Origin of the sequence: Desulfopila aestuarii DSM 18488, assembly GCF_900143695.1 — a bacterium.
In the GTDB taxonomy this organism is placed as follows: domain Bacteria; phylum Desulfobacterota; class Desulfobulbia; order Desulfobulbales; family Desulfocapsaceae; genus Desulfopila; species Desulfopila aestuarii.
This window is the reverse complement of the sequence record NZ_FRFE01000011.1, coordinates 100,530-124,016: the sequence shown is the minus strand read 5'-3', so window position 1 is coordinate 124,016 and position 23,487 is coordinate 100,530. Positions and strand designations below refer to the sequence as shown.

At 51.7% G+C, this 23,487-nt stretch carries 18 protein-coding genes; 11 read left to right on the top strand and 7 right to left on the bottom strand.

Going from position 1 to position 23,487, the window contains the following annotated elements:
• The 4 genes from infB to BUF15_RS12430 all read right to left on the bottom strand — a co-directional run bounded on the left by infB (nt 1) and on the right by BUF15_RS12430 (nt 5,178).
• A complete protein-coding gene (gene infB / locus BUF15_RS12445) occupies nt 1-2,883 on the bottom strand; it encodes a translation initiation factor IF-2 (RefSeq protein ID WP_073613816.1) in 2,883 nt (960 codons plus the stop codon).
• A 104-nt stretch (nt 2,884-2,987) separates the two neighbouring features.
• Nucleotides 2,988-3,191 (bottom strand): YlxR family protein, encoded by a 204-nt coding sequence (locus BUF15_RS28335; protein ID WP_200802377.1) that lies wholly within the window; start codon nt 3,189-3,191, stop codon nt 2,988-2,990.
• Between the two features lie 11 nt (nt 3,192-3,202).
• Nucleotides 3,203-4,633: a transcription termination factor NusA gene (nusA, locus tag BUF15_RS12435; RefSeq protein WP_073613814.1), complete on the bottom strand. Its 1,431-nt coding sequence runs from the start codon at nt 4,631-4,633 to the stop codon at nt 3,203-3,205.
• Nucleotides 4,634-4,722: 89 nt separating this feature from the next.
• Nucleotides 4,723-5,178 (bottom strand): ribosome maturation factor RimP, encoded by a 456-nt coding sequence (locus BUF15_RS12430; protein WP_073613813.1) that lies wholly within the window; start codon nt 5,176-5,178, stop codon nt 4,723-4,725.
• Between the two features lie 905 nt (nt 5,179-6,083).
• On the opposite strand from BUF15_RS12430, the gene BUF15_RS12425 reads away from it, so the two are divergent.
• The 7 genes from BUF15_RS12425 (at nt 6,084) to BUF15_RS12395 (ending at nt 13,180) form a co-directional block, all read left to right on the top strand.
• Nucleotides 6,084-8,501: a DNA topoisomerase III gene (locus BUF15_RS12425; RefSeq protein WP_234981169.1), complete on the top strand. Its 2,418-nt coding sequence runs from the start codon at nt 6,084-6,086 to the stop codon at nt 8,499-8,501.
• A 39-nt stretch (nt 8,502-8,540) separates the two neighbouring features.
• A complete protein-coding gene (gene rsfS / locus BUF15_RS12420) occupies nt 8,541-8,921 on the top strand; it encodes a ribosome silencing factor (protein ID WP_073613811.1) in 381 nt (126 codons plus the stop codon).
• 46 nt (nt 8,922-8,967) lie between these two features.
• Entirely contained in the window at nt 8,968-10,365 is a 1,398-nt protein-coding gene (thrC, locus tag BUF15_RS12415; protein WP_073613810.1) for a threonine synthase, read from the top strand.
• The gene (locus BUF15_RS12410) at nt 10,358-11,230 is read left to right on the top strand and encodes a purine-nucleoside phosphorylase (RefSeq protein ID WP_073613809.1); all 873 of its coding nucleotides are present in this window, start codon (nt 10,358-10,360) and stop codon (nt 11,228-11,230) included. The genes thrC and BUF15_RS12410 overlap by 8 nt, the downstream gene beginning before the upstream one ends.
• Before the next feature lie 29 nt (nt 11,231-11,259).
• Nucleotides 11,260-12,576 (top strand): amidohydrolase family protein, encoded by a 1,317-nt coding sequence (locus BUF15_RS12405; protein WP_073613808.1) that lies wholly within the window; start codon nt 11,260-11,262, stop codon nt 12,574-12,576.
• A gap of 130 nt (nt 12,577-12,706) precedes the next feature.
• Nucleotides 12,707-12,901: a twin-arginine translocase TatA/TatE family subunit gene (locus BUF15_RS12400; RefSeq protein WP_073613807.1), complete on the top strand. Its 195-nt coding sequence runs from the start codon at nt 12,707-12,709 to the stop codon at nt 12,899-12,901.
• A 33-nt stretch (nt 12,902-12,934) separates the two neighbouring features.
• Nucleotides 12,935-13,180, top strand: coding sequence for a Sec-independent protein translocase subunit TatA/TatB (locus BUF15_RS12395; protein ID WP_073613806.1), 246 nt, complete (start codon nt 12,935-12,937; stop codon nt 13,178-13,180).
• Nucleotides 13,181-13,278: 98 nt separating this feature from the next.
• On the opposite strand, the gene BUF15_RS12390 is transcribed toward BUF15_RS12395, so the two are convergent.
• Nucleotides 13,279-14,538 carry a hypothetical protein gene (locus BUF15_RS12390; protein ID WP_073613805.1) on the bottom strand — a complete coding sequence of 420 codons (1,260 nt, stop codon included), beginning with the start codon at nt 14,536-14,538 and terminating at the stop codon, nt 13,279-13,281.
• A 271-nt stretch (nt 14,539-14,809) separates the two neighbouring features.
• Between BUF15_RS12390 and BUF15_RS12385 the strand changes: the two genes are divergently transcribed.
• The 3 genes from BUF15_RS12385 to BUF15_RS12375 all read left to right on the top strand — a co-directional run bounded on the left by BUF15_RS12385 (nt 14,810) and on the right by BUF15_RS12375 (nt 19,971).
• A complete protein-coding gene (locus tag BUF15_RS12385; protein WP_073613804.1) occupies nt 14,810-15,952 on the top strand; it encodes a class II glutamine amidotransferase domain-containing protein in 1,143 nt (380 codons plus the stop codon).
• Entirely contained in the window at nt 15,910-17,550 is a 1,641-nt protein-coding gene (locus tag BUF15_RS12380; RefSeq protein ID WP_073613803.1) for a glutamate synthase-related protein, read from the top strand. The genes BUF15_RS12385 and BUF15_RS12380 overlap by 43 nt, the downstream gene beginning before the upstream one ends.
• A 75-nt stretch (nt 17,551-17,625) precedes the next feature.
• Nucleotides 17,626-19,971: an FAD-dependent oxidoreductase gene (locus tag BUF15_RS12375; protein ID WP_084553947.1), complete on the top strand. Its 2,346-nt coding sequence runs from the start codon at nt 17,626-17,628 to the stop codon at nt 19,969-19,971.
• 167 nt (nt 19,972-20,138) lie between these two features.
• On the opposite strand, the gene BUF15_RS12370 is transcribed toward BUF15_RS12375, so the two are convergent.
• Together BUF15_RS12370 and BUF15_RS12365 are read right to left on the bottom strand one after the other, a co-directional pair.
• Nucleotides 20,139-20,411, bottom strand: coding sequence for a hypothetical protein (locus BUF15_RS12370; RefSeq protein ID WP_073613802.1), 273 nt, complete (start codon nt 20,409-20,411; stop codon nt 20,139-20,141).
• Between the two features lie 49 nt (nt 20,412-20,460).
• Complete coding sequence (locus tag BUF15_RS12365) at nt 20,461-20,946, bottom strand: methylated-DNA--[protein]-cysteine S-methyltransferase (RefSeq protein WP_073613801.1); 486 nt, start codon at nt 20,944-20,946, stop codon at nt 20,461-20,463.
• Nucleotides 20,947-21,197: 251 nt separating this feature from the next.
• Here BUF15_RS12365 and BUF15_RS12360 point away from each other — a divergent pair, with 251 nt between their 5' ends.
• On the top strand, nt 21,198-23,276 hold the full coding sequence (locus BUF15_RS12360) for a metallophosphoesterase (RefSeq protein ID WP_073613800.1): 2,079 nt from the start codon (nt 21,198-21,200) through the stop codon (nt 23,274-23,276).
• Nucleotides 23,277-23,487: the final 211 nt, after the last annotated feature.

The window sequence follows — 23,487 nt, the reverse complement described above, 5'->3', positions numbered from 1 at the left end:
TTACTCCAGCGTGGCTTCCACCTCGCGCATGACGAACGCCTCGAGATGATCACCCACTTTGATATCATTAAAGTTTTCTACACCAATACCGCATTCATAGCCGGTCGCCACTTCCTTGACATCATCCTTGAATCGTCTGAGGGAGCTGATCTTGCCGGTGTAAACCACCACACCGTCACGCAGTACACGGACCCCGGCGTTCCGCTGGATTTTGCCATCCATGACACCACAGCCAGCAATGGTTCCGATCTTCGGCACACTAAAGGTCTCTCGAACCTCTGCAGTACCAATGACATCCTCTGCATAGGTTGGCTCAAGCATACCGACCATAGCCTTACGAATATCGTCAAGGGCATGATAGATGACGTCATAGGAACGGACATCAACATTCTCTTTTACCGCAAGCTCTTTGACCTTCACCGTCGGTCGTACATTAAAGCCGATAATAATAGCTTCAGATGCTGACGCGAGTAAAATGTCGGATTCGGTAATGGTACCTGTACCTTCATGCAGAACCCGGACCTTAATATCCTTGGTCGACAGTTCTTCAGCAGCTTTAGCAAAGGCTTCAAGAGTACCCTGGACGTCGGAGCGGATAATAACGCGCAGTTCCTGAACATCACCTTCGCTCATTTTCTCGAACAGCTTGTCAAGAGAGATCTTGCTGCTTGCGCCGAGCTCAGCCTCACGGGCTTTCATCGCCCGTGCTTGGCTGACATTCTTGGCCATTTTCTCATCGGTTACCACGACAAATTCATCACCGGCCTGGGGAACACCTGAAAGTCCCTGAACCTCAACCGGAATAGATGGTCCGGCTGTTTTCATGTTTCGGCCGCGATCATCCAACATGGCACGCACTTTGCCGCTGTGCATACCCACGACAACGTAGTCACCTACCTTAAGAGTACCTTCCTGAATAAGAACAGTGGCCACAGGTCCGCGCCCTTTATCCAGCTGAGCCTCAATAACCCGCCCTTTAGCATTCCGTTTCCGATCAGCCTTCAGCTCGAGCATCTCCGCCATGAGCTGGATCGCTTCCATCAGCTCATCAATACCAATACCCTTTTTGGCAGAGGTTTCGCAGTACATGGTCTGGCCACCCCAGTCTTCCGGGATGAGATCGTAATCAGACAGCTCACGCTTCACTCGATCCACATCGGCATTGGCCTTGTCGATCTTGTTTACCGCCACCAGGATTGGCACGTTGGCCGCCTGGGAGTGACTTATCGCCTCACGGGTCTGATCCATAACGCCGTCATCGGCAGCAACAACGAGAATGACCAGGTCAGTTACCTGTGCTCCGCGCGAACGCATCTCGGTAAAAGCCGCATGGCCAGGTGTATCGACAAACGTCACGTCACCCGCGCTGGAGCGCACATGATACGCACCGATATGCTGGGTAATACCACCTGCTTCGCCTTCGGCAACATCGGTTTTACGGATAGCATCAAGAATGGATGTTTTGCCGTGATCGACATGGCCCATAACCGTAACAACCGGCGAACGGGGCTCGGCAACACCGCCTTCCTGAGACTCTTCAAGCAACTGGATGCCGATTTCCTCGGTGATGCCCTGCTCGACTTCGTAACCAAAATCAGTGGCAATCAGCATAGCAGTATCTACATCAACAGCCTGATTGATGGTGGCCATTACACCAAGTCCCATCAGTTTGGCAATTACTTCACTGGCCTTGACCCGCATACGACTGGCAAGTTCGGCAACACTGATGGTCTCATAGACCACAATACGCCGCTTACTTGCTTTCATCTCAGCAACGGCCTGGGACTGACGGTCTTTCTGGCGGTTTTTCTTGCCACGTTTGCCGCCACCCCGCTGATAATCATCGCCAAAGTGGGTGAACTTGACATTCTTACCCTTCTTCAACGGCTTGCCCGGACGCTTACTGCCACGCTCATCGGCAAAGGTTTTTTCATCGGCACCCTTGCCGCGCTTCTTGTTCCGTCCTGCAACATCGGCACTCACCGGTGCAACAACTTCAGGACCGGCGACAGAACTTGCGGGACGTGGTCTGCGAGCCGGGGGAGCTGATTTGCTGCCGGCAGCGGGTTTCTTACGACTTCCTCGACCGCCATTTTCCTCTTCCTGCTCGGACGGCAACTCTATAGTGCCAACGATACGGGCCATTCCTTTACGAGCAGGTGGTGCTGCAGCAGCTTTGGCAGGCCTTTTCTTCTCACTGCGAACCGGTTTCTCAAAAGTGGTCATGGTTGGCTGTTCTTTGACCGGACTTTTAACCGAAGCTTCAGCTTCAACCGCAACATCAGGCTCGTTTTCTTCAACAGGAACAGCCGTCTTGGCCTCAACAGTATCAGCAGTTTTTTCCTCGACTTTTTCAATCACTGCCGTGTCGGGAGCGATCTCTTCTGCCGGAGTTTCAACTTTCTGGGCAACAGGAGCCGCAGGTGCTGTCTTTACAGGTTGAGGCGGAGTTTTCACCTCGGGCCGATATACTACCTTGGCTCTGGATGAATCTGGCTGCTGCTCTTTTTTCGGAGCTTCCTGTACGGGCTCGGATGGTTCTGCCTGAACAGGACGTTCCTCATCTATCTCAGCCAGATCGAGGCTTTCATCAGACAAATCTTCGCCTGTGTCCTCCATCTCCGAATCCTGCTTTGGCCTACGGCGAATAACCGTTGACCTACGACGAATGACCGTCGATCCCTGATCACTGCTGATGCGTTTCTCGACCATTTCTGTATCTGAATCCTTAAATACTTCGTTGCGGATTCTGGCAGCAGTCTCATCGTCAACCGAGGAACTGTGGCTCTTGATATCGTATCCGCGCTCCACCAGTTTATCGGCTAACGCCTTACTGCTCATTCCAGCTTCTTTAGCCAGCTCGTAAATCCTCACCCTACTCATCCTCTGCTCCCGTATTTCCTTCTCATCAAGCAATCCATACTCATGGACTGGAAATACCGGTCACTGTATTTCCGTTCGCTTGAGCTATTATAGATACTATTTATTCAAAGGCGAAATACTCTTTTCCATTTTTTCCGCTGGCCAGCGAACCTTTCCAAACAGCGTTCATCCCTGCAGCAGTAAGCGCCCCGTCCAGGAGCGCATCCATCTGTATCACGTATAGGTGAATCCTCACCCCAGACAAAACGCTGCAGCGCACTTTTTTCGCCTTTACGGCCACATGCTACGCAAGTTCTGATAGGCTCCATAGCCTGGAACCTCATGCATTTCCTTGCGGCTCACTTTCCTGTACATCACCAGCTTCGCCGTTTTCACCTTCATTTCTGGAAGATTCTTCAAGGTCAAGAACCTCTTCGCTGTTGGAATCGCCCGAGTCAGCCGTTGTTGCCTCAGATGTATCAGCAACCTCGTCAGCCGCGTTGCCGGCAATCTCCTCACGTTCTTCTTCCGTCATCTTGCTCAGTGCAGCTTTTGCAGCTTCAATCAGTCTGGCTGCAGTCTCTTCATCAAGCGATCGGATAACCAGCAGATCCTCAACTGGCCTTCCCGCAAGATTAACAACCGAGAAGATACCTTTCCCGACAATCTGGTCGGCAAGTGATTCTTCAACACCCGGCAATGCCAGGATCGACTGATAGCCTGGGTCCTGAAGATTGTTCCAGCGCTGTTCGCTTTTTACGTCAATCCGCCAACCAAGAAGCCGGGAAGCAAGACGCACATTCTGGCCCTGACGGCCAATAGCCAGCGACAGCTGGTCATTGGGTACAACCACCAGCATGGAGTTGCTGTCCTCATCCACCCGTACCATGCTCACATGAGCAGGTGCGAGAGCATTATAGACGTATTTTGCGGGATCAGGCGACCAGGTAACAATGTCAATGCGTTCACCCTGCAGTTCCTGTACGACGTTCTGCACCCTTGAACCTTTCATGCCAACACAGGCACCTACTGGATCGACATCGCTCTCGGAGGAGCTGACCGCGATTTTTGCCCGAAAGCCGGGCTCACGACTAACACCCATGATCCGAACGATACCTTCGGCGATCTCTGGCACCTCCATCTGGAAGAGCTTTGCCAGAAATTCATCGCAGGTTCTTGACAGCACCAGCTGAGAATCGCGTGCAGTCTGACGGACCTCCATGAGGTACGCACGAATACGGTCGCCCTGTTTAAATGAACGTTTGGGTATCTGCTGGTCCTTCGGCAGGATCGCATCGGTACGGCCAAGGTTGACGATCATGTTGCCCCGCTCGAAACGCTGGACAATGCCGCTCACCACTTCGCCTCTACGATCCTTGAACATATCATAGATGACTTCCCGCTCAGCATCCTTCATTTTGTGGATGATAACCTGCTTGGCGGACTGGGCAGCAATACGTCCGAGATCAGTGATGTCCGGCATCTTCTCGCCGAGTTCGTCACCGAGCTGAACATCGGGATCGAGGCGTTTGGCCTCGTCATAGGCGATTTCGGTCTGCTCGTCTTCTGGATCTTCCACCACGCTGCGAAACTGAAACACCTCGACTTCGCCATATTCGTCATTGTAACGAACCTCGATGTCACGCCTGCTGCCCAGTTTTTTCCTTGCAGCAGACTGCACTGCTTCTTCGATGGCCTCAACCAGCAGCCGTTTATCAATGCCGCGATCTCTGCTGATTTGGTCGATTATGCGCTTAAGCTCCGATACCATTACCTTGCTCCATGCTTGTTACTTCCTGCCTCTGCCTGCATAAGGGGCATCCGTTTCCGGTTTTTCTGACACTGAAGTCCGTTCCAATATTATAATGCAAGCCGTGCCTTTCTGATATGTTCAAACGGCAAAACGACAACGCCTTTCTCTTTTACTACCAGCTCGACACTTTCGTCCTGAACACTCTGGATCTCGCCAACGTACACCTTCTCGCCATCGACGGATTCACGCAATTTGATTTTCGCTTTTCTGCCGACGAACCTCTCGTAATCCCGCACCGTTTTCAGCGGTCGCTCAAGCCCTGGAGATGAAACCTCCAGATGGTACTGGTGTTCGATCAGATCTTCAACATCCAGAAAATCGCTCACTTCCCGGCTGACGTCAGCGCAATGATCGACAGTAATTCCCGTCTCACAATCGATGAACAGCCGCAGTACCCAGCCGTGTCCTTCCCGGCGGAACTGCACTTCAACCAGCTCAAGCCCCATCGAGGGCAGAAGCGTGTTGGCAAATTCTTCTATTTTTTCGATGATAAACTCACTCATCCGTATACTATCCGTCTACCTGTAGTACCTGCAATCATTGCCGCCGGTAACAATCTCCGGCAGAAACGGGTGGTTACAGCCAAGCGGCTCCGTGAATCAGACATAAAAAAAAGCGGGCAAAGCCCACTTTCAAAAGCCTGCCTGCAGAAAAAAGCAGGAGGTATGCCAGCGAGATCAAACACAACGTTGAAAAGACGTACGTAGCGTTTGAACTGAAAGGATGGGCAACACCTTTGGCAAAAAAGGATATGCGACCGGTACTTTCGGGAGATTAGATTAAACATATTTAATCTTTCCTGTCAAGCGGCATCCATCATTTCTCTTTATGGCAAAATACAGAAAGACCATAACTTATACACTTGCACCTGTTCCAATTATTACCCCAGCCCACAAAAATCGTTACAAAGAGAATTCTTCTTGAATCGCTTTATGGATCAGCTTTGTGCAAACGAAGTATTAATAAGCTTTTTTTCATACATAATCAGTAACATAACAGCAACAACAATAACGGCCAGCAACAAAATAATTTGAAATTACGATTGACAAACAGCACACAGATATATACAACAACTGTCTATTTCGCTAGGAGGGCTGCCCTCCCTCTTTTTTGCTTTTCAAGCCCAGAACAATAACACCGGTTCAACTATAGCCAATAGTAACATTTATGCACCCAGAACAGTCTTTGGCCTATTCGTATCCCGGTAAACGGAACTGAACTTGAAAGCACCCCAGACAAAACTGTCGGTCTCGCAAAAAGACCGGGTACACCGACAGCTCAGCCTTGTAACTCGTTGAATTACCCAGTGCGTCCTATGGCGAGTTGTAGATTTTTCGCGAGTATGTCATACATCATCTTTTCCTAATCAATGAGTGCAAAAACATTAATTATAGCAGAGAAGCCCAGCGTGGCCGGCGATCTTGTCAAAGTCCTTCCGGGCAAGTTCGTTAAATCCAAAACGCATTATGAGAGCGAGAGCTATATTGTCTCCTATGCCATCGGTCACTTGGTGTCCATCTGCTATCCGGAAGAGATTGATCCGGCCTACCAGAAATGGGGCATGGACACGTTGCCGATTCTGCCGAAGAAATTCCCGCTGAAAGCACTGGATGGGACCAAGAGCCAGCTGAACGTCTTGCAGAAGCTGATCCGTAGAAGCGATGTCACCGAGATCATAAACGCCTGCGACGCCGGCCGTGAAGGTGAGCTGATCTTCAAGTATATAGTCAACTTCGTCTGGAACAGTTCGGTTGCCAAAAAGAGCTTTAAGCGACTATGGCTGCAATCCATGACTGCGGACGCCATTAAAGCTGGATTTAAGAGCCTCCGCAGCAACGAGGAGATGACTTCCCTCGAGGACACCGCGCTCTGCCGTTCTGAATCTGACTGGCTGATAGGCATCAACGCCACTCGGGCTCTCACCGGCTATAACTCCAGAAAAGGCGGTTTTTTCCTCACTCCCTGCGGTCGTGTTCAGACGCCTACCCTCTCTCTCATCGTCAAGCGTGAACGGGTCAGGATGGACTTTGTTCCAACTCCGTACTCTATCTTACTAGCCACTTTTGACTGCGGTGAAAAGAAAACGTACACCGGAAAGTGGATCGATCCCAATTTCACGAAGGAAGAAGACAATGCTTCGGCCAAAGCCGACCGGATCTGGGCTCCAGCCAAGGCAACGGCAATCAGGGAGAAGTGCACCGGCCAGCCTGCCAAAGTTGAAGAGACCAGCAAGCAGACCAGCCAGAAATCGCCACAGCTGTACGACCTCACCTCGCTGCAGCGAGAAGCCAACTCACGATTCGGATTTTCGGCAAAAAACACCCTCTCTCTTGCTCAGGCACTTTACGAACGTCACAAGGTACTCACTTACCCGCGTACCGACAGCCGTTTTCTTCCAGAGGACTATATACCGACAGTCTATGGTATCATGAAGCACCAGTCCGAATGGAAATTCGGGCGTTTTGCAGCCGAAGCCATTGCAAAGAAATACGTGCATCCCGATAAGCGCATCTTTAACAATGCCAAAGTCTCGGACCATCACGCTATTATCCCCACCAATGTTCTGCCTTCCGATCTCTCTGAACCGGAAGCCAAAATCTATCAGATGGTGGTTCAGCGTTTTCTTGCTGTCTTCTTTCCGGCTGCCATTTACCAGAACACCCGTCGTCTTTCGGTTGTAAAAGATGAAACATTTCTCACTGAAGGAAAGATCCTGCTTGAAGCCGGCTGGAAAGCCATTTATGGGGCCGCTATCGACTCCGGGGAAGAGCAACTGTTAGAGCCCCTGCCCAAAGATGGCAAAGTCCGCTGCGATTCGATCGACCAGGAAGACAAAGAGACGGTTCCGCCGCCGCGTTTTAACGAGGCGACCCTCCTTTCCGCTATGGAAAACTCCGACAAGTTTATCGATGATGAGGAGTTGGCCGATGCCATGAAGGAGCGGGGTCTCGGCACCCCTGCAACACGCGCCGCCATCATCGAAAAACTGATTAATGAAAAATACCTGGTTAGGGAAGGTAAGGACCTGACCCCAACTGGCAAGGCGTTTGAGCTGCTGTCTCTTCTTGAAGCAATGAAGATCGAAGTTCTCGCCTCACCGGAGATGACCGGTGAATGGGAGTTTAAGCTCAACCAGATTTTAAAAGGTCAGTTCACCCGGGATAAGTTCATGAAAGAGATCCGGGACCTGACCCGCCATATTACCAACCAGGTTAAAAACTTCGAAACAGACGAAGTCAGGCCTGAGGCCCCGTTCAGCCCGGTAAACGGCATCCGTTACTTCAGCACCCCTACCGCCTGGGTCTCTGAAGATCAGAAAATTTCACTGAGAAAAATCCTGGGTGGGCGTGTCATGTCCGAAGAGGAGATAGTGCGGCTGTTGCAAGGAGAAACCCTCGGCCCTTATGCCGACTTTCGTTCCAAGCGCGGCAAACAGTTTACCGCTTCGGTCCGGCTGGCCGGTAAAAAAATTGAGTTCCTTTTTGCCGATTCCACCAGTGACCTTGATATTAACGCTATCAAAAAAGGGGTTTCGCTCGGCACATCGCCTCTGGACGGCAGTCAGGTGTTTGAAACCCCTGCCGGCTATATGTCGGAGTCGGCCCTTGACGGTGATGAGAAAAAAGGTTTGAAAATCGGGAAGATTATTCTCTCCAAAGAGATCCTTCCCGACCATATACAACAGTTGCTCTCCGAAGGGAAAACCGAACTCATCAAAGGGTTCATTTCCAAGAAAAGACGACCGTTCGACGCCTATCTGCTATTGGCAAAAAACGGGAAGATCAGTTTTGAGTTCCCGCCACGCAAAAAGCAGAAATCGGAATAAACAATTTGACAGCCCATAAAGAAAAGGGCACAAGTAACCATGACAAAAATCAAGAAAGAATACCGCGATAAAGGCGGCCTGGAAATTGCCAAGGCCTGTGCAGACGTTGCACTGGATAATAAGGCTGAAGATGTGGTCATCCTCGATGTACAGGGGTTGTCTTCGTTTACCGACTATTTCGTCATCATGAGCGGCCGCTCCACACGACATGTGCAGGGCCTCGCCGAGACCATTGAGGCCACATTGCGCTCCAAGCGGGTGCGAACATCCAAGGCTGAAGGGTTGCAAGAGGCCATGTGGGTTCTGCTCGACTTTGACGAAGTCGTCGTCCACATTTTTTATCACGATCAGCGTGGCTTCTATGACCTGGAAGGGTTATGGCACGACGCCTCGCGCATTCGGCTGGAAGACGTAGAATAGGCAGTTATTCACCACAACTCGTCTCAACAACTTCGAGCTCACACTTATGCAATATTTTAGCACACGGGGCGGAATCGCCCACATCCCGTTTACCAAAGCTGTACTGATGGGATTAGCTGAAGACGGCGGCCTGCTCCTACCGCGCACCATTCCGCGTATTGGCAGTGAGACCCTTTCCTCCTGGCAGAATCTCAGCTATTCGGAATTGGCCTTTGAAGTGATGTCACGTTTTATTGACGACATCCCTGACAGCGACCTGCGTAATCTCATCAATAAATCATACAGCACTTTCAGTCATCCTGAAGTGACCCCGCTGGTTCACTGCGGCAACCTTCATATCCTTGAGCTATTCCATGGACCGACCCTGGCATTCAAGGATATTGCCCTGCAGTTTCTCGGCAACCTCTTTGAATACCTGCTCGCGAAAAACGACGCGGTTCTCAATATCCTTGGCGCGACATCCGGTGATACCGGAAGTGCAGCCATCTACGGCGTCCGCGGCAAAGACCGGATCAATATCTTCATCCTGCATCCGCACCAGCGGGTCAGTCCGGTGCAGGAAAAACAGATGACCACCGTGCTTGACGATAATGTTTTCAACATCGCCATCCGCGGCTCGTTTGACGACGGCCAGGCCATTGTCAAAAAGATCTTTGGCGATGTCGAATTCAAAAACAATTACGCTCTTGGTGCCATCAATTCCATCAACTGGGCAAGGGTTCTCGCTCAGGTTGTTTACTATGTTTGGAGCTGTCTGCACATCTGTAAACACGAAAAAGACACAGCCCTCGACTTTGCCATTCCAACCGGTAATTTCGGAGATATCTTTGCCGGTTATATTGCCAAACGGATGCTGCCTGAGGGGACTATCCGGCGGCTGGTGCTCGCCACCAATTCCAACGATATCCTGAGCCGGTTTGTGAACAGTGGCGATTATTCACTCGGCACAGTGACCCAGACCAGCAGTCCGTCCATGGACATCCAATCCGCCTCCAACTTCGAGCGCTATCTCTATTATCTCCTCGACAGTGAAACGGACAGGACCCGCGATCAGATGCAGATCTTTGCCGAAACCGGAAAAATCGATCTCTCGTCTTATCAGGACCAGATCCGTCGCGACTTCTCGGCCCTGGCGGTAACCGAAGAACAGGTCATCGAAACCATTCGAGATTTCCACAAAGAGTTCAACTACGTACTTGACCCACATACCGCGATCGGCGTCAGGGCGGCCCGCCACCACAAAAAACAAGGCGTGCCCATGGTCTGTCTCGCTACTGCCCATCCCGCGAAGTTTGGTGATGCTGTCCGAGATGCCATCGGTAGTGAACCGGAGACTCCGGCAGCCTTTATTGGCCTGTTGGAGCGTGAGGCTCGCTGTGAGCATATGGACGCTGATATTAACAGCATCCGCGACTATCTAAAGGCCCACGCCCGTCATGGCTGATCGGGAATTTTCCGATTACGTTCAGCGTGTACAGGAGTGTGTCGCCAAGTTGCGCGACACACTCCCTTTTCTGCCCCGCACCGTTATCCAACTCGGCACCGGCCTTGGAGATTTTGTCAGCCGGATCGATACTCGCCTGGTCCTTCCCTATGCCGATATTCCCCATTTTCCCGTCTCCACGGTGGAGAGCCACCAGGGCAACCTGATCCTCGGCTACCTCGAAGGCGAACCCGTGGCTGCTCTGCAGGGCAGGTTCCACTTTTACGAAGGGTATTCCACACGCGAGATCACCTTTCCTGTCAGGGTATTGTCACTTCTTGGGGCGCGCTTGCTACTGGTGACCAACGCTGCCGGCGGACTCAACCCGCTCATTGCTCCGGGCTCCATCATGGTGATCCGTGACCATTTGAACTTTCTTGGCGAGAACCCGCTGCGCGGACCAAATATCGACGAATGGGGTCCCCGCTTTCCCGACCTTTCCACACCATATCACCCAGCCCTCATCAAAACCGCACTCGATGCGGCCAGAAGCTGTGGCCTGGTCAAAGTCATCAGCGGAACCTATGTCTGCATCCCCGGGCCTAGCCTTGAAACTCCTGCAGAAACCCGCTGGCTGCGCGATGTCGGCGCCGATGCGGTGGGCATGTCCACGGTTCCCGAGGTCATCGTTGCCCGCCATGCCGGCATGGAGGTGCTCGGCTTTTCTGTTGTTTCCAACGTCAACGATCCTGACAATTTTCAACCGATCCTTCTGGAAGATATCATCCGAACTGCCGCAAAAGTAACTCCGCAATTACAGCAACTCATCGTGGAAATTATCGCCCACAGGCAAAGCTTCACAGCCCAGATTTTTCAGAAAAGTTAATTTTACCCCTGTTTACTCCGGTCTTCACTATGCAACAACCATCACTCATCGTCAGCGGCAAATGGTTCCTGCCTGGGTCCACCCAGGCCGGACTTCTCCTCCAGCACGGTCTAGCCATCACCGGCGATACGATTACTGAGATTGCGCCTACAGCAACGCTTCTTGAGAAATATCCTGAGAGCAGACGGCTGCACACCGAACATGGACTGATAATGCCAGGGCTAATCAACACCCATACTCATGCCCCCATGTGTTGCTTTCGAGGGATTGCCGATGATCTGCCTCTGATGACATGGCTTGAGGAGCATATTTTTCCCATTGAGGCGCAGCTCACACCTGAGATTGTCTACCAGTCGGCCCTGCTCTCCATCGCCGAGATGATTAAATCCGGCACCACCAGCTTCTGTGACATGTATCTCTTTGCCAAAGAAGTGGCCCGGGCCGCAGCAGAAACCGGTATACGCGCCTGGGTCGGTGAGGTGCTCTATGACTTCCCTTCCCCCTGTTACGGGCAACTGGAAAACGGCTTTGCCTACATAGCTGAGTTGTTCCAGCATTATAGGAATCATCCGCTTATATCCATTACTACCGACCCACACAGCGTTTACACCTGTGCCCCCAAACTTCTGAGCCGTCTTGGCCAGGTCGCAGCTGATACCGGCAGCCTCTATCATACCCATCTCTCCGAAAACCGGCAGGAAGTAGCCACCTGCAAGGAACGGTATGGGCTGACACCTGTTCGTCATCTTGATCAGCTTGGGCTCTTAGGCCCAAATACCCTCGCGGCCCATTGCGTCATGCTCGACCCCGATGAAATCATGCTTCTCGCCGAACGTGGTGTTAAAGTCAGCCATTGCCTTGAATCAAACATGAAACTTGCCTCCGGGACGGCACCTATTGTTGAGCTGCTGGCCGCCGGAGCAACAGTATCGCTTGGTACCGATGGCAGTGCCAGCAATAATGATGTCGATCTGTTTGGCGAGATGAACTGCGTTGCCAAGGTTCACAAAATTGCCCATCTCAATCCCACGGTAATGAATGCCGAGACCACCCTCCATGCAGCAACTATGGGTGGAGCAGCTGCACTCTCCGCCGATGATACTATCGGTACCCTGGCAATCGGCAAAAAGGCGGATTGCATCGTAGTCGATATGGATCAACCGCATCTCACCCCATGCTATAATATTCCCTCCCATCTGGTGTATGCTGTACGAGGAAGCGATGTACTCCACTCAGTAATTAACGGTCAGGTGGTCATGCAGGACAGAGAACTGACAACCATTGATGAAACGGAAATACTTTCGAGGATGACGCAGTTGGCTAAGACCATTCGCGCCATGCACTGAGATGTCGGTGGCAACACGCTTGACTTTATGCAGAGACTACTCTAAAGTCTCGAGGGTGCTTGCATCGACCCTTTAACCACACCCGGATTTACTCCGGTCTACAGCCATTAATATTTGCCGAGGTAGAGTTATGTTCGGACTTGGAATGCCGGAACTGATTGTCATTCTTGTTATTATAGTGATTATTTTCGGAGCGGGAAAACTCCCTGAAATCGGCTCCGGTATCGGAAAAGGTATCAAAAACTTCAAGGAAGCAACCCGTCAGGACGATACGGCTAAAAAAATCGACGAAGAAAAGAAAGACAACAGCGACAAGACGGTCTGATTGCCGTCCCGCCCCTTTTGCAGGAGATCGACCATGTTTGGACTTGGCACCCCGGAACTGATTGTTATACTCGCCATCGGCGTGCTCGTTTTCGGCGGCAAGAGACTGCCGGAAATCGGCCACGGTCTTGGCAAAGCTATCTCCTCCTTCAAAAAAGGGGTGAGTGGCATAGAGGATGAGACCAAATCGCTGGTGGACGACATCCCCGGTGTCAAAGAAGCTGTCGAAATAAAAGAGAAGGTCGACCAGGTAAAAAATATCGGCAAAGTTCTAAGATAATTTCTGGAACTCTCTCTTCATCTCTTTTTAAAAGAGATCGGGAAAAATGATTATCACCGAAGGCCGTGGCAGCAATATCTGCCCCGGCCTTCTTTTTTTCAACCTAACAGGGATGTGTTATTATCCTTTAAGGCAAAGAGACGCTCCAAAAGACCTTCTCGCCGCTGTTCCAATCTCTCGTGTTGTGCCAGGAACCTGAGTTGCGCCACACGCCTTCTCTCTATCACCAGCTCACGCAACAAGCGTAAGGCTTCCTGCATTTCCCCGGAAAACTCCGGCCATGTGTGAGACGGAGTCTCCTGATCTACCGCCAGGTCAATTTCGGCCAATGGCCGGACTTCACCAGCTTCGGTGAGAAATATCCCAGCGTTGCCTATCTGACCAAGAATTCGGCCGTCTGCTGCCTTCAACTGAAAATCCGTCCCTACTGACGCCAATGAAAGCGCCCCCACCCCAGCGTCCCGCAAGCTGACCAGGTGGCCATCTTCACTACCGCCCCCCATCCACAATTGAAGCCGATCAAAAATCGCATCATTTTCATCAATCCAGTTATTGTTATCTGTATCATAAAACCGAAGTTCACCGTACCCGTAGCCAGATTCAGGACCAAACAGTTCACTGCCGTTATTCACAAGACCGTCGCCATTTTTATCGAGCACCAGAAAACCGCTGCCGGAACGGAGACTGGCAATTTTTTCTAAAGTTCCATTATTATCGAGATCAAAGCTGAACTGGCTATTGCCAAGAACGTTGAGTCCCTCATCAAACGAGAGAACCAAAGGGTCGACAAACCGGGCCGCTAATATACCGGTTACATACTCCTGCTCCGCATATTCCACCCGTTCAAGGGCAAGATCAAGGCCAAGGTTTACAGTGCGCCCATCTGCGGTTTCGATAGTACCCGTGGTACTGACTCTGAGTGTTTCCTCCTGGTAGTGGATCTGTTTGAGCGAAAGGGACATTCGGGTTGAAAGTTGAGAAGCATCTCTCTGTTGATCGAGTGGTTTCGATTCCAAACCAGCGGAAAAGCTTTGCCCTCCTCGATCTATGCTGCTGAACTCCCTCACCTGCACGGGTTGATTAATGATTTCGGAAACGACCCGGCCAACAGTGTTTTTTTCTTCCTGTTCATGTGCTACTGTCCAACCATCTCCTGAGACCGATGATTTCGCTAGACAAGAACTTGCCTCGACACAAACAGCTTGTCGCTGCATTGATGAGCTAAATGCTGGTATCTTCAGTTGAAATTGATCTAAAACTCCACTTGTGGCCGCAGCCGCAAGTTTGCCCTGACTCGTTTGCACGTCCCTGTGAGTCATTGTTGCATCCATGCCAAGAGTTGAGGTGGAAATTTTCATTTTTCATCTCCTGGAAAGATATTTTTTACGTTTTCCGCAGTCTTCTTTTCGGCTGTTAAAAACAGAAAATATAGCATAAATTCGCGGCTCCGGCGGATCTGCCATTTTTCTTGACTTTATCGAATCAGTTATTTATACATATCAGTTCATCAGTACAGCACCATCTATTTTGTATTTCATCCGGCAGGAACTCCCCCCCCGGCGTGTACCTCTTGAGACGTTTTAACTTCGCCCTCCCGGGCGCTTTTCTATCTATTCACCAGGAGAACTCATGTGTCGCTTAGCCCTAAAAACAGCGAATGAACCCTTCTCTCCGTACGAAGTGCTGCAAGCCATGGAAGCCATGAAGGAAGGCTATGATGGTTCCGGGCTTGGCCTCTTGCTTCGTGGTATGGAGTTTGAAGACTTCAAATACAACCCAAGGTTCCCCATTCTCTCCGGTATTGCCCATTCCCGCAAAGCCGAGCAGCGGATGGACGAGTACATGGATGATCGGGGCTATGAGCTCAAATATGACCACCGTTTCGCCATGAATCCTGAAAAAATGTCCGGCAAAATGCGTTATCGCTATTTCCTGAGGGCATACAGGATGCCACCGGCCTTTAAAGACCGCCCACAGGAGGAACGGGAGGAAGAAATGCTCCGCACGCGTCTCGACTTGCGTCGAATCGGTGAGGAGAACAATGGCGATTTGACCGTTTTCTCGTTTTATCCTGACGTTGCCATGATCAAGGAGGTCGGTTGGCCGATGGAGATCGGAGAGGCACTCTGCCTTTGGGACGGCCAGATAAAGTCCCGCGTCTGCATGGCACAGGGGCGACAGAATACGAATTACGGCATCAACCTCTACGCCTGCCATCCCTTTTTCATTCAGGGCATCGCAACAATGACTAACGGTGAAAATACCGCATTCGTGCCTATTCGTGACTGGCTGCTTGGAAAAAACATCCCTGGATATATCGGGTATCAGAGCGACTCTGAGGTCTTTGCCCACATCCTCCACTATACGCTTCGACAGCTCAAATTGCCGCTGCAGGCCTACAAGCATATCATAACCCCGCTCAGTTCCAGAGAGCTGGAGACTCACCCGCAAGGCGATTTTCTGAGAGGCTTACGTGAAGTGTGCCGCCGTCTGATAATTGACGGACCGAATGCCGTCATCGGCACCCTGCCCGATGAAACCTGCATGCTGGTCATGGACCAGAAGAAGATGCGCCCGGCAACAGTAGGTGGCCGTGACGGAGCCTGGGCCATTGCTTCTGAACTCTGCGGCGTCGATGCCATGGTTCCCGACCGTGATCCGGCGTTCGATTTTCAGCCCATGCGTGAACATACAGTTATCATCCCCCCCGATAGAAAGGAATTACAGATATGGTCTCAGCACGATCAGTTACCGTTACCCCAAGCAGCCTGACCTACGCCGACGTCCCCTGGATCATCCAGCATCGCGAGGACCGCTGCACCCTTTGTGGTCAATGTACCGCCATCTGCCCGAAGGAGTCTATTGAGCTTACCTACCGCCGGGTCAGGATGCCGAAACTCGAGATCCTGAGCAAGAAACGAGGCAGCGACTACAAGACCTTTACAGGTATCCGCCAGAAAACCACCATGGCCAACGCCTGCATTGGCTGCGGCATGTGTTCCATGGTCTGCCCCAACGAAGCGATTGGACCGGTTGCCAATACCAATGAGAACCGCGCGCTCTTCTACAACAACATGAAGGGTGAACCGAACAAACGCGGCGGTCGAAGAAACGTCGAGGGACCAACCCTGCTCGATCGCATCATGTTCGACCGTATTTCAATGTTGACCGACCCGGCACTTGATGCTGGCCGTCATGAATTCAACGTCACCACAACTCTTGGCAGGGTATTATCGCCAGAAGAGTTCCTGGAAAATACAATTTCCGGCGGCTGGATTCCTCCGACCAGGGAGATTTTCCCATTCGTCATCGGTTCAATGTCTTTCGGTGCCCTGTCACCCAATATGTGGCTCGGGATGCTCCAGGGAGTTGCCTACTGCAATGAGGTGCTCGGTCTACCGGTGGTGATGTGTACTGGTGAAGGCGGCTGTCCCCCCTGGGTACTCAGAAGTCCCTACCTGAAATACATTATTCTCCAGATCGCATCCGGCTATTTCGGCTGGGACGAGATTATCCGCGCCATTCCGGATATGCAATGCCTGCCGGCAGCCATAGAAATCAAATATGGCCAGGGCGCCAAGCCCGGTGATGGTGGCCTGTTAATGTGGTACAAGGTGTCTAAACTTATCGCTCGCCTGCGCGGTGTTCCCGAGGCCGTAGATCTGCCTTCACCGCCAGTTCATCAGACCCTCTACTCCATCGAGGAGAGTGTCATGAAGATGATCCAGACCCTGTCAATGGCCTTTGAACATAAGGTGCCAGTCTACCCCAAGATCTCCGCTTCCACTTCAGCCAAGTCGGTACTCAACAACCTGGTTCGGAATCCGTATGCCGCCGGCCTCATGATCGATGGCATCGACGGTGGCACGGGTGCTGCCTACAATGTTTCCATGGACGCCACCGGACATCCTGTCGCCTCCTGCGTCCGCGAATGCTATCTCGATCTCGCCGCCCAGGGCAAACAGAATGAGATACCCATTTTCGCAGCAGGCGGTATCGGCAAGAATGGCAATGTGGCCCAGAATGGCATGGCGCTGGTCATGCTAGGTGCATCGGGTGTCCATATCGGTAAATACATCATGCAGGCAGTAGCCGGTTGTCTTGGCAACGAAAAGAATCGCTGCAACGTCTGCAACGTGGGTATCTGTCCGAAAGGTATCACCAGCCAGAACCCCAAGCTGTATAGGCGTCTTGATCAGGACAAGGTCGCCGAAAGGGTCTCGGAAGTGTTCATGTCGATCAACACCGAGGTGAAGAAGATCATGGCTCCGCTCGGCCGCTCCCAGTCACTTCCCGTAGGCATGTCCGATGCGCTCGGCATAGCCGACAAGGCTGCCGCGGAACGTCTGCAGATCAAATATGTGTGCTAACAGGCCGAGAACAAAATATACGACATGGCACTACCCGAACGTATGTGCCACTGTATCTGACATGAGGAGTTTTCAGTGACTACGACTGTTGTGAAAGGCCTAAACGAACAAGGCCAACGAATCAGTTCCATGGATTTTGAGAAACTGGTGCGCAAAGCCGCATCAGAATCCGGTTCCCTTTTCCTCGAAACCTATGGTCAACATAATATCGGCATCCGTCTGCAGCGTGAAGGCGGACTCGACATCAGGGTAAAAGGTCCTTCCGGCCAGCGTCTCGGTTGTATGGGCATGCCCGGAACAACCATTTGCTGCGAGGGCGCCACCTCGGATGACGTCGGCTACCTCAATATTGGTGCCGAAATCACGGTGCTTGGCGATGCCACCAACGGCGCATGCAACGCCATGGCCGCCGGTAAGGTCTATATAGCCGGCTCCATCGGTGCCCGTGGCCTGACAATGACCAAATGGAACCCGGACTATCAGAAGCCTGAGCTCTGGGTACTCGGTTCCACCGGTGACTCGTTCGCCGAGTTCAACTGCGGCGGCATCGCTGTAGTTTGCGGCATCGAAGCCAAAAATCCGGAAAATATCCTCGGATATCGTCCCTGTGTGGGCATGGTAGGCGGAACCATCTATTTTCGTGGAAAAATCGACGATTCTTTCCACAAAACCAGTGCACGTCTCACCGAGCCAAATGATGAACAGTGGCAATGGCTCGTTGAACGGATGCCTGCCTATCTACAGAAAATCCATCGCGAAGACCTTCAGGAAACGCTCACCAAACGAGAAGAGTGGCATATCCTGATTGCCGTCACCCCGCAAGAGCGGGCACTTATGTTCTCTGGACCCATGCCCATGGCTGAGTTCCGTAATCAACATTGGAACAAAGCCTTCGGCGGTGACCCCCTTCGCGACCTTGCACCGGGACTTGACCGATCTCCCATCCCAGCCATCGTTACCGGTGATTTGCGCCGCAAAAAACCATGGTGGGCCAACAGCGAATCAGCCGCACCATGTACGTATTATTGCCCGGTTCATATTCCCACCGTCGACCGCCTGCGGCTTATCCGTGAAGGCAAAGCCGACGAAGCGTATGATATGCTCCTGCGCTATACACCACTGCCGGCTTCAGTGTGCGGCGCCGTCTGTCCCAACCTCTGCATGGAGAACTGTTCCAGAACCGGAGTGGATGCGTCCATCGATATGCAGATTCTTGGCCGGGCGGTTTCACACTTCCCTGCGCCAAAACCAGCCGTTTCGCTTGGTAAAAAAGTTGCTGTTATCGGTGGCGGGCCCGCTGGAATGAACGTCGCCTGGCAGCTGGCCCTGGCCGGAGTCGAAGCCCATATTTTTGAAGCCGACAATAAACTTGGCGGCAAACTTGCTCAGGTCATCCCCTGGGAGCGTCTGCCCCAGGCCATCTGGGATATGGAAATTGCCCGTTTCACCGCCATGGACAAAATCACGGTATCCCTCAACACCCCCATGACCAAATCGAAGTTTGCCGAGCTGCAGAACGATTTCGACTACGTAGTGATCGCCATCGGCACCCATGAGCCGCGTCGCCTGCAGTTCCCAGGCAACGAGCGAGTTACGCCTGCCCTCGATTTCCTCAAATCCGCAAAAAGCGATTCCCCCATGAAAGTGGGCCGCGAAGTGGTTGTTATTGGTGCGGGCAACGTGGGTTGCGACGTCGCCTGCGAGGCCTACCGTCTTGGCGCAGAAAAGGTCACGTTAGTGGATATCCAGAAGCCGCTGGCTTTTGGCAAGGAGAAAGAGGCCGCCGAAGCCCTAGGCGCCCAGTTCCAGTGGCCGGTCTTCACCAAAGAAGTCAACGAGCAGGGACTGGTTACCACCGAAGGCGAGGTGATTCCGGCTCAGAGTGTCTTCATATCTATCGGCGATGTACCGGCGCTCTCCTTTTTGCCGGAATCCGTGGAAACCATTACTGTCGGTGGAGCGTCCTGGATCACCACCAGCAAAGCCCATGTTACATCCAACGGCAAGGTTCTGGCGATAGGTGATGTCGAACGCCCCGGTCTTGCCACCAACGCTCTTGGTGCCGGCAAGGAAGCGGCCGAATTTATCATCGCCGAAGTGCAAGGCGTCGAATGGAAACCGTTTGCCAAGCCTGTAGTGCTCCAGAAAGCCCTGACCATTACCCACTATATGCCGGATATGGTTGGCACCACCGAAACCGAACAGGCTGATCGCTGCCTCTCCTGTGCCTCATGCCGTGACTGCCACCTCTGTGAGACCATCTGTCCCACCGGAGCCATCAGCCGGGTGGAATTTGCGCCGGGAGTTACTGGAGAAAATGGTGCTACCTTTGAATATGTCTCAGACGACAAGAAATGTATCGCCTGCGGATTCTGTGCCGACACCTGCCCCTGTGCTATCTGGACAATGAATCCGTATTAGTACCTTACAGATTATTTTCTTGTAAAATAACAAGAAGATAATCTGTACAAATGTGCGTAGCCCCCTTGTGGGGTGTTAAGTGAATTTGAGAAAAAGTCAGTATAAAGAAGCCCGTCGGTCTATTACCGGCGGGCTTCTCTTTTTCAAGAGGAATGAGAAGGAGAAGACTACTTGCGAACGAAACGGAGTTGTACAGCGTATTTGCCACTGTCAAGATCAGGTGGTAGAGAGTTTGCATCGGCAACCAGCACGGTGAGCACTCTCCCTTTCAAGGGGTCCTTGACATTTTTTCCCCGTCGCTCCATACCGGAAGGACCGGCAATGCCTTTACGGGGCTGCCTGACATGGAGCAGCTGTCCCTCGACCAATTGGCCATTTTTTTCCTGGGGTTTACGTGACTGGGGCGCAAGCGGCGGTATCGAGCCGATGATAATTTCCATAATTCAATCATCCTTACCGTGGTGATTGTTACCTACCCCTGCGATCGACCTAACCGCCGAGGCTCTCTCGTTCAAGCGCAAGCAAAAATGCCTTGGTTTCGGTACCACAGGCGAACCCTGTCAAGTTGCCGTTTTTGCCGAGGACTCGATGACAAGGAATAATAAGCGGCAATGGATTTTTATTAGCGGCGTTCCCGACAGCTCTGGCCAGATGGGCACCACCCAGCCGTACACCGATCTCGCCATATGTTAGAGTTTCTCCAAACGGGATCTCAGCCATTATAGCCCACGCCCGCTGCTGAAATGGAGTGCCAGCGACCTTGACGGGCAGATCAAATTGTTGCAATTGCCCCTGAAGGTAAGCTTCTATCTGCTCTTGTACGCGACGATGCAACGGTCCCGGGGGAGTGGAAGCACTATTGTTTTCATCCTTCAGCACAAATCGGACGCCTTGGACATGGTATAAATCGGCAGACACGATGAATCCACGTAACGGGCACTGGCCAGTGTCTTTGATTTCGAAAAAATAATCCATGCCAAAACTCCTCTGCTCGTTCGTCCACGCCATCTCGCCTTTTTCACATCATATATGTACCTTATATTATCGACTTCGTCACCTTTTCTTGACATCGGGAAAAAGACCTGAGTATGCTGAAAAACTCAACCGGAGCTTCAAACCTAAACCTTGTATGCACGCAGAAACAATTTCGCCTTTGCATACTGCGTGCTTGAGGGTATGAAAGTTTTTTACCCAAATACGTATTTTGCCCCTGCTACCGACTGAACATGGAAGATCTACTGAAAAAAATCCTCGTCCCCATCAAAAACACCCAGATCATCCGCGGCATCTCCATGCCAATCGGCCTTGAATACCTTCAGTTGGTGGTGACTGGCCCTCCTGGAGCAGGCAAATCCTACTACATTAATCAAATACGCGGATGGCCTAACGAAGGTTACATCGATCTTACAAGAAAAGGCTGGTGGCGCGACCAGACCCTCATCTACCGGCCCCGCGAAGTTCATCTCGGTATGCCTTTTTATGGGCACAAGGAAGCTCTCACAGTCTTCGACAAGGAATGGCTTGCTGCCGATCCTCCTCTTGCACTCGAGACTTCCCGTGTTCGGATTCCGCCTAACGGTGAACGGTTTTTCCAAACCAACTGGCGTGATAAATATATCTTCGAGTTTCTGCTGCCGGACCCTGAAGTGATCTTTCAACGGCGCATGGCCCGTCAGAATCAAGGGTATTTTCCGGTGGACTCCGCGCTCAGCGAAGAGATGGTGCAAAAACAGATCCTCGCCTACCAGGAGATCGCTCTCTATATGCACCGAGCCGGTATGAATATTTACCTACGCAAAGGCCTTGAAGGAAAACCCATGCGTATCGCCGAAAAAGGGGTAGCCGCTGTACCGCGCTGGGCCATCGCCCGTAAGCCGCCGCGTCCGAGCCTCAAGACCCTGGCCGGCTGGCAGCAACTCTTCGGTTTTGGAAAATCCAACTGGTTTACCATCACCAACGATGTTCAACGAATAAGCGGTGTAAACCGTATAGCCCACGATGGCCGAACATTCGAGATGCTGCTGGGCGACCAACGTCTCTGTTTTCATCCGGAAATACCGCTTGGGGTTAATCGCAAATCTGTACAAAAAAACTGGATTATCAACACACCGCAGGCTTGTTCGACTATATCCCCTGCGGGCTTTGTCCGGATCAAGGTCGGCGAGACTGTCATCATTGGCAGGTCCAATAAGGAATATGACGACATTCTCCACTTTTCCGAGAAAGTTGCCAAACGCCACGTTACCGTCACCAACACCAGGGGAGATCTCACGATCACTCCCATTGATGAAACGGTAGGTGTCAAACTTGTTCGATTCGACGACCTCGATTACCGTGAACGTGTCGCCGCCAATCGATACAAGTCCTTTCTCTTTCTACGGCAGCTTTATGGAGGCCCTATTGATATTCTGCAAAAAAACACAGCCCTTGAACAGATCCGTAAAGTCAATAAGCTCATGGCCCACGAGCCCCTGCGGCCCCTGACCCGTGACCATAAACCTGGCGGCATCGTCGATCTGCAGCAGCGTGCAATGCCTATCATTGTCGGTGATCTCCACGCCGAGGTAGATAACCTCCTAAAGATTCTCAGTGAAAACTGTCTGCTTGGCTGCCTCAGGTCAAAGTCGGTAACCCTTGTTTTGTTGGGAGATGCGGTCCATTCGGAAAATCTCGATGAAATGGAGGAGATGGACAGCTCCATTCTGATGATGGACCTCATCTTTGCGCTCAAACTGCACTTCCCTGAGAATTTCTTTTATATTCGCGGAAACCACGACAGTTTTTCCACCGATATCAGTAAAAACGGGATCTCTCAGGGCGTTCTGATGCGGGAGCGCCTGAACCAGCTGCGGGGAGCAGAATACGTCACCGAGATGGAAAACTACTACAGGAGCCTTCCGTATATCGTCACTTCTCCATATTTTTATGCAACTCACGCCGGTCCTCCCCGCACCGAAGTGTCTTATGAGGACCTTGTGCATATCGGCGAAAACGATTCTCTGGCCCGGGAAGTAACCAGAACCCGCCTCCAGCGAGCAAACTATCCTGGCGGCTACAACAAAGGAGATATCAAGCGATTTCGAAAAACTCTTGGGCTCACCAAAGGCACCCCTTTCGTGGCCGGCCACACACCGCTGGATCCGTTTGGATCGGTATGGAAAAATGTCGGAGCCATTAAGAACCATCACATCATTTACAGTGCTCATCAACAAGGTCCGGCGATTTTCCAGCAGATAAAGGATGAGCTGATCCCTTTAAGCTATCCAGCTGAACCGCTGACGCAACTTATCAACAATCTCAAGTAAAACCACGTTTGAAAACGATCTTCAAGCCCGACATAACCTCAAGCAATAGGTCTTCGCTTTTCACTTGTCCTCAATAAGCTGCTGACTGACAATAGATCAATTGTTCCTTTTTGCTTGAACCGAAACGAAAACGAAAGCTAATATTAAATTTGTATTAGGAATACGTTAAACAAGGACCAATACCCACTAATACAACGCTTTTTCAGCATTA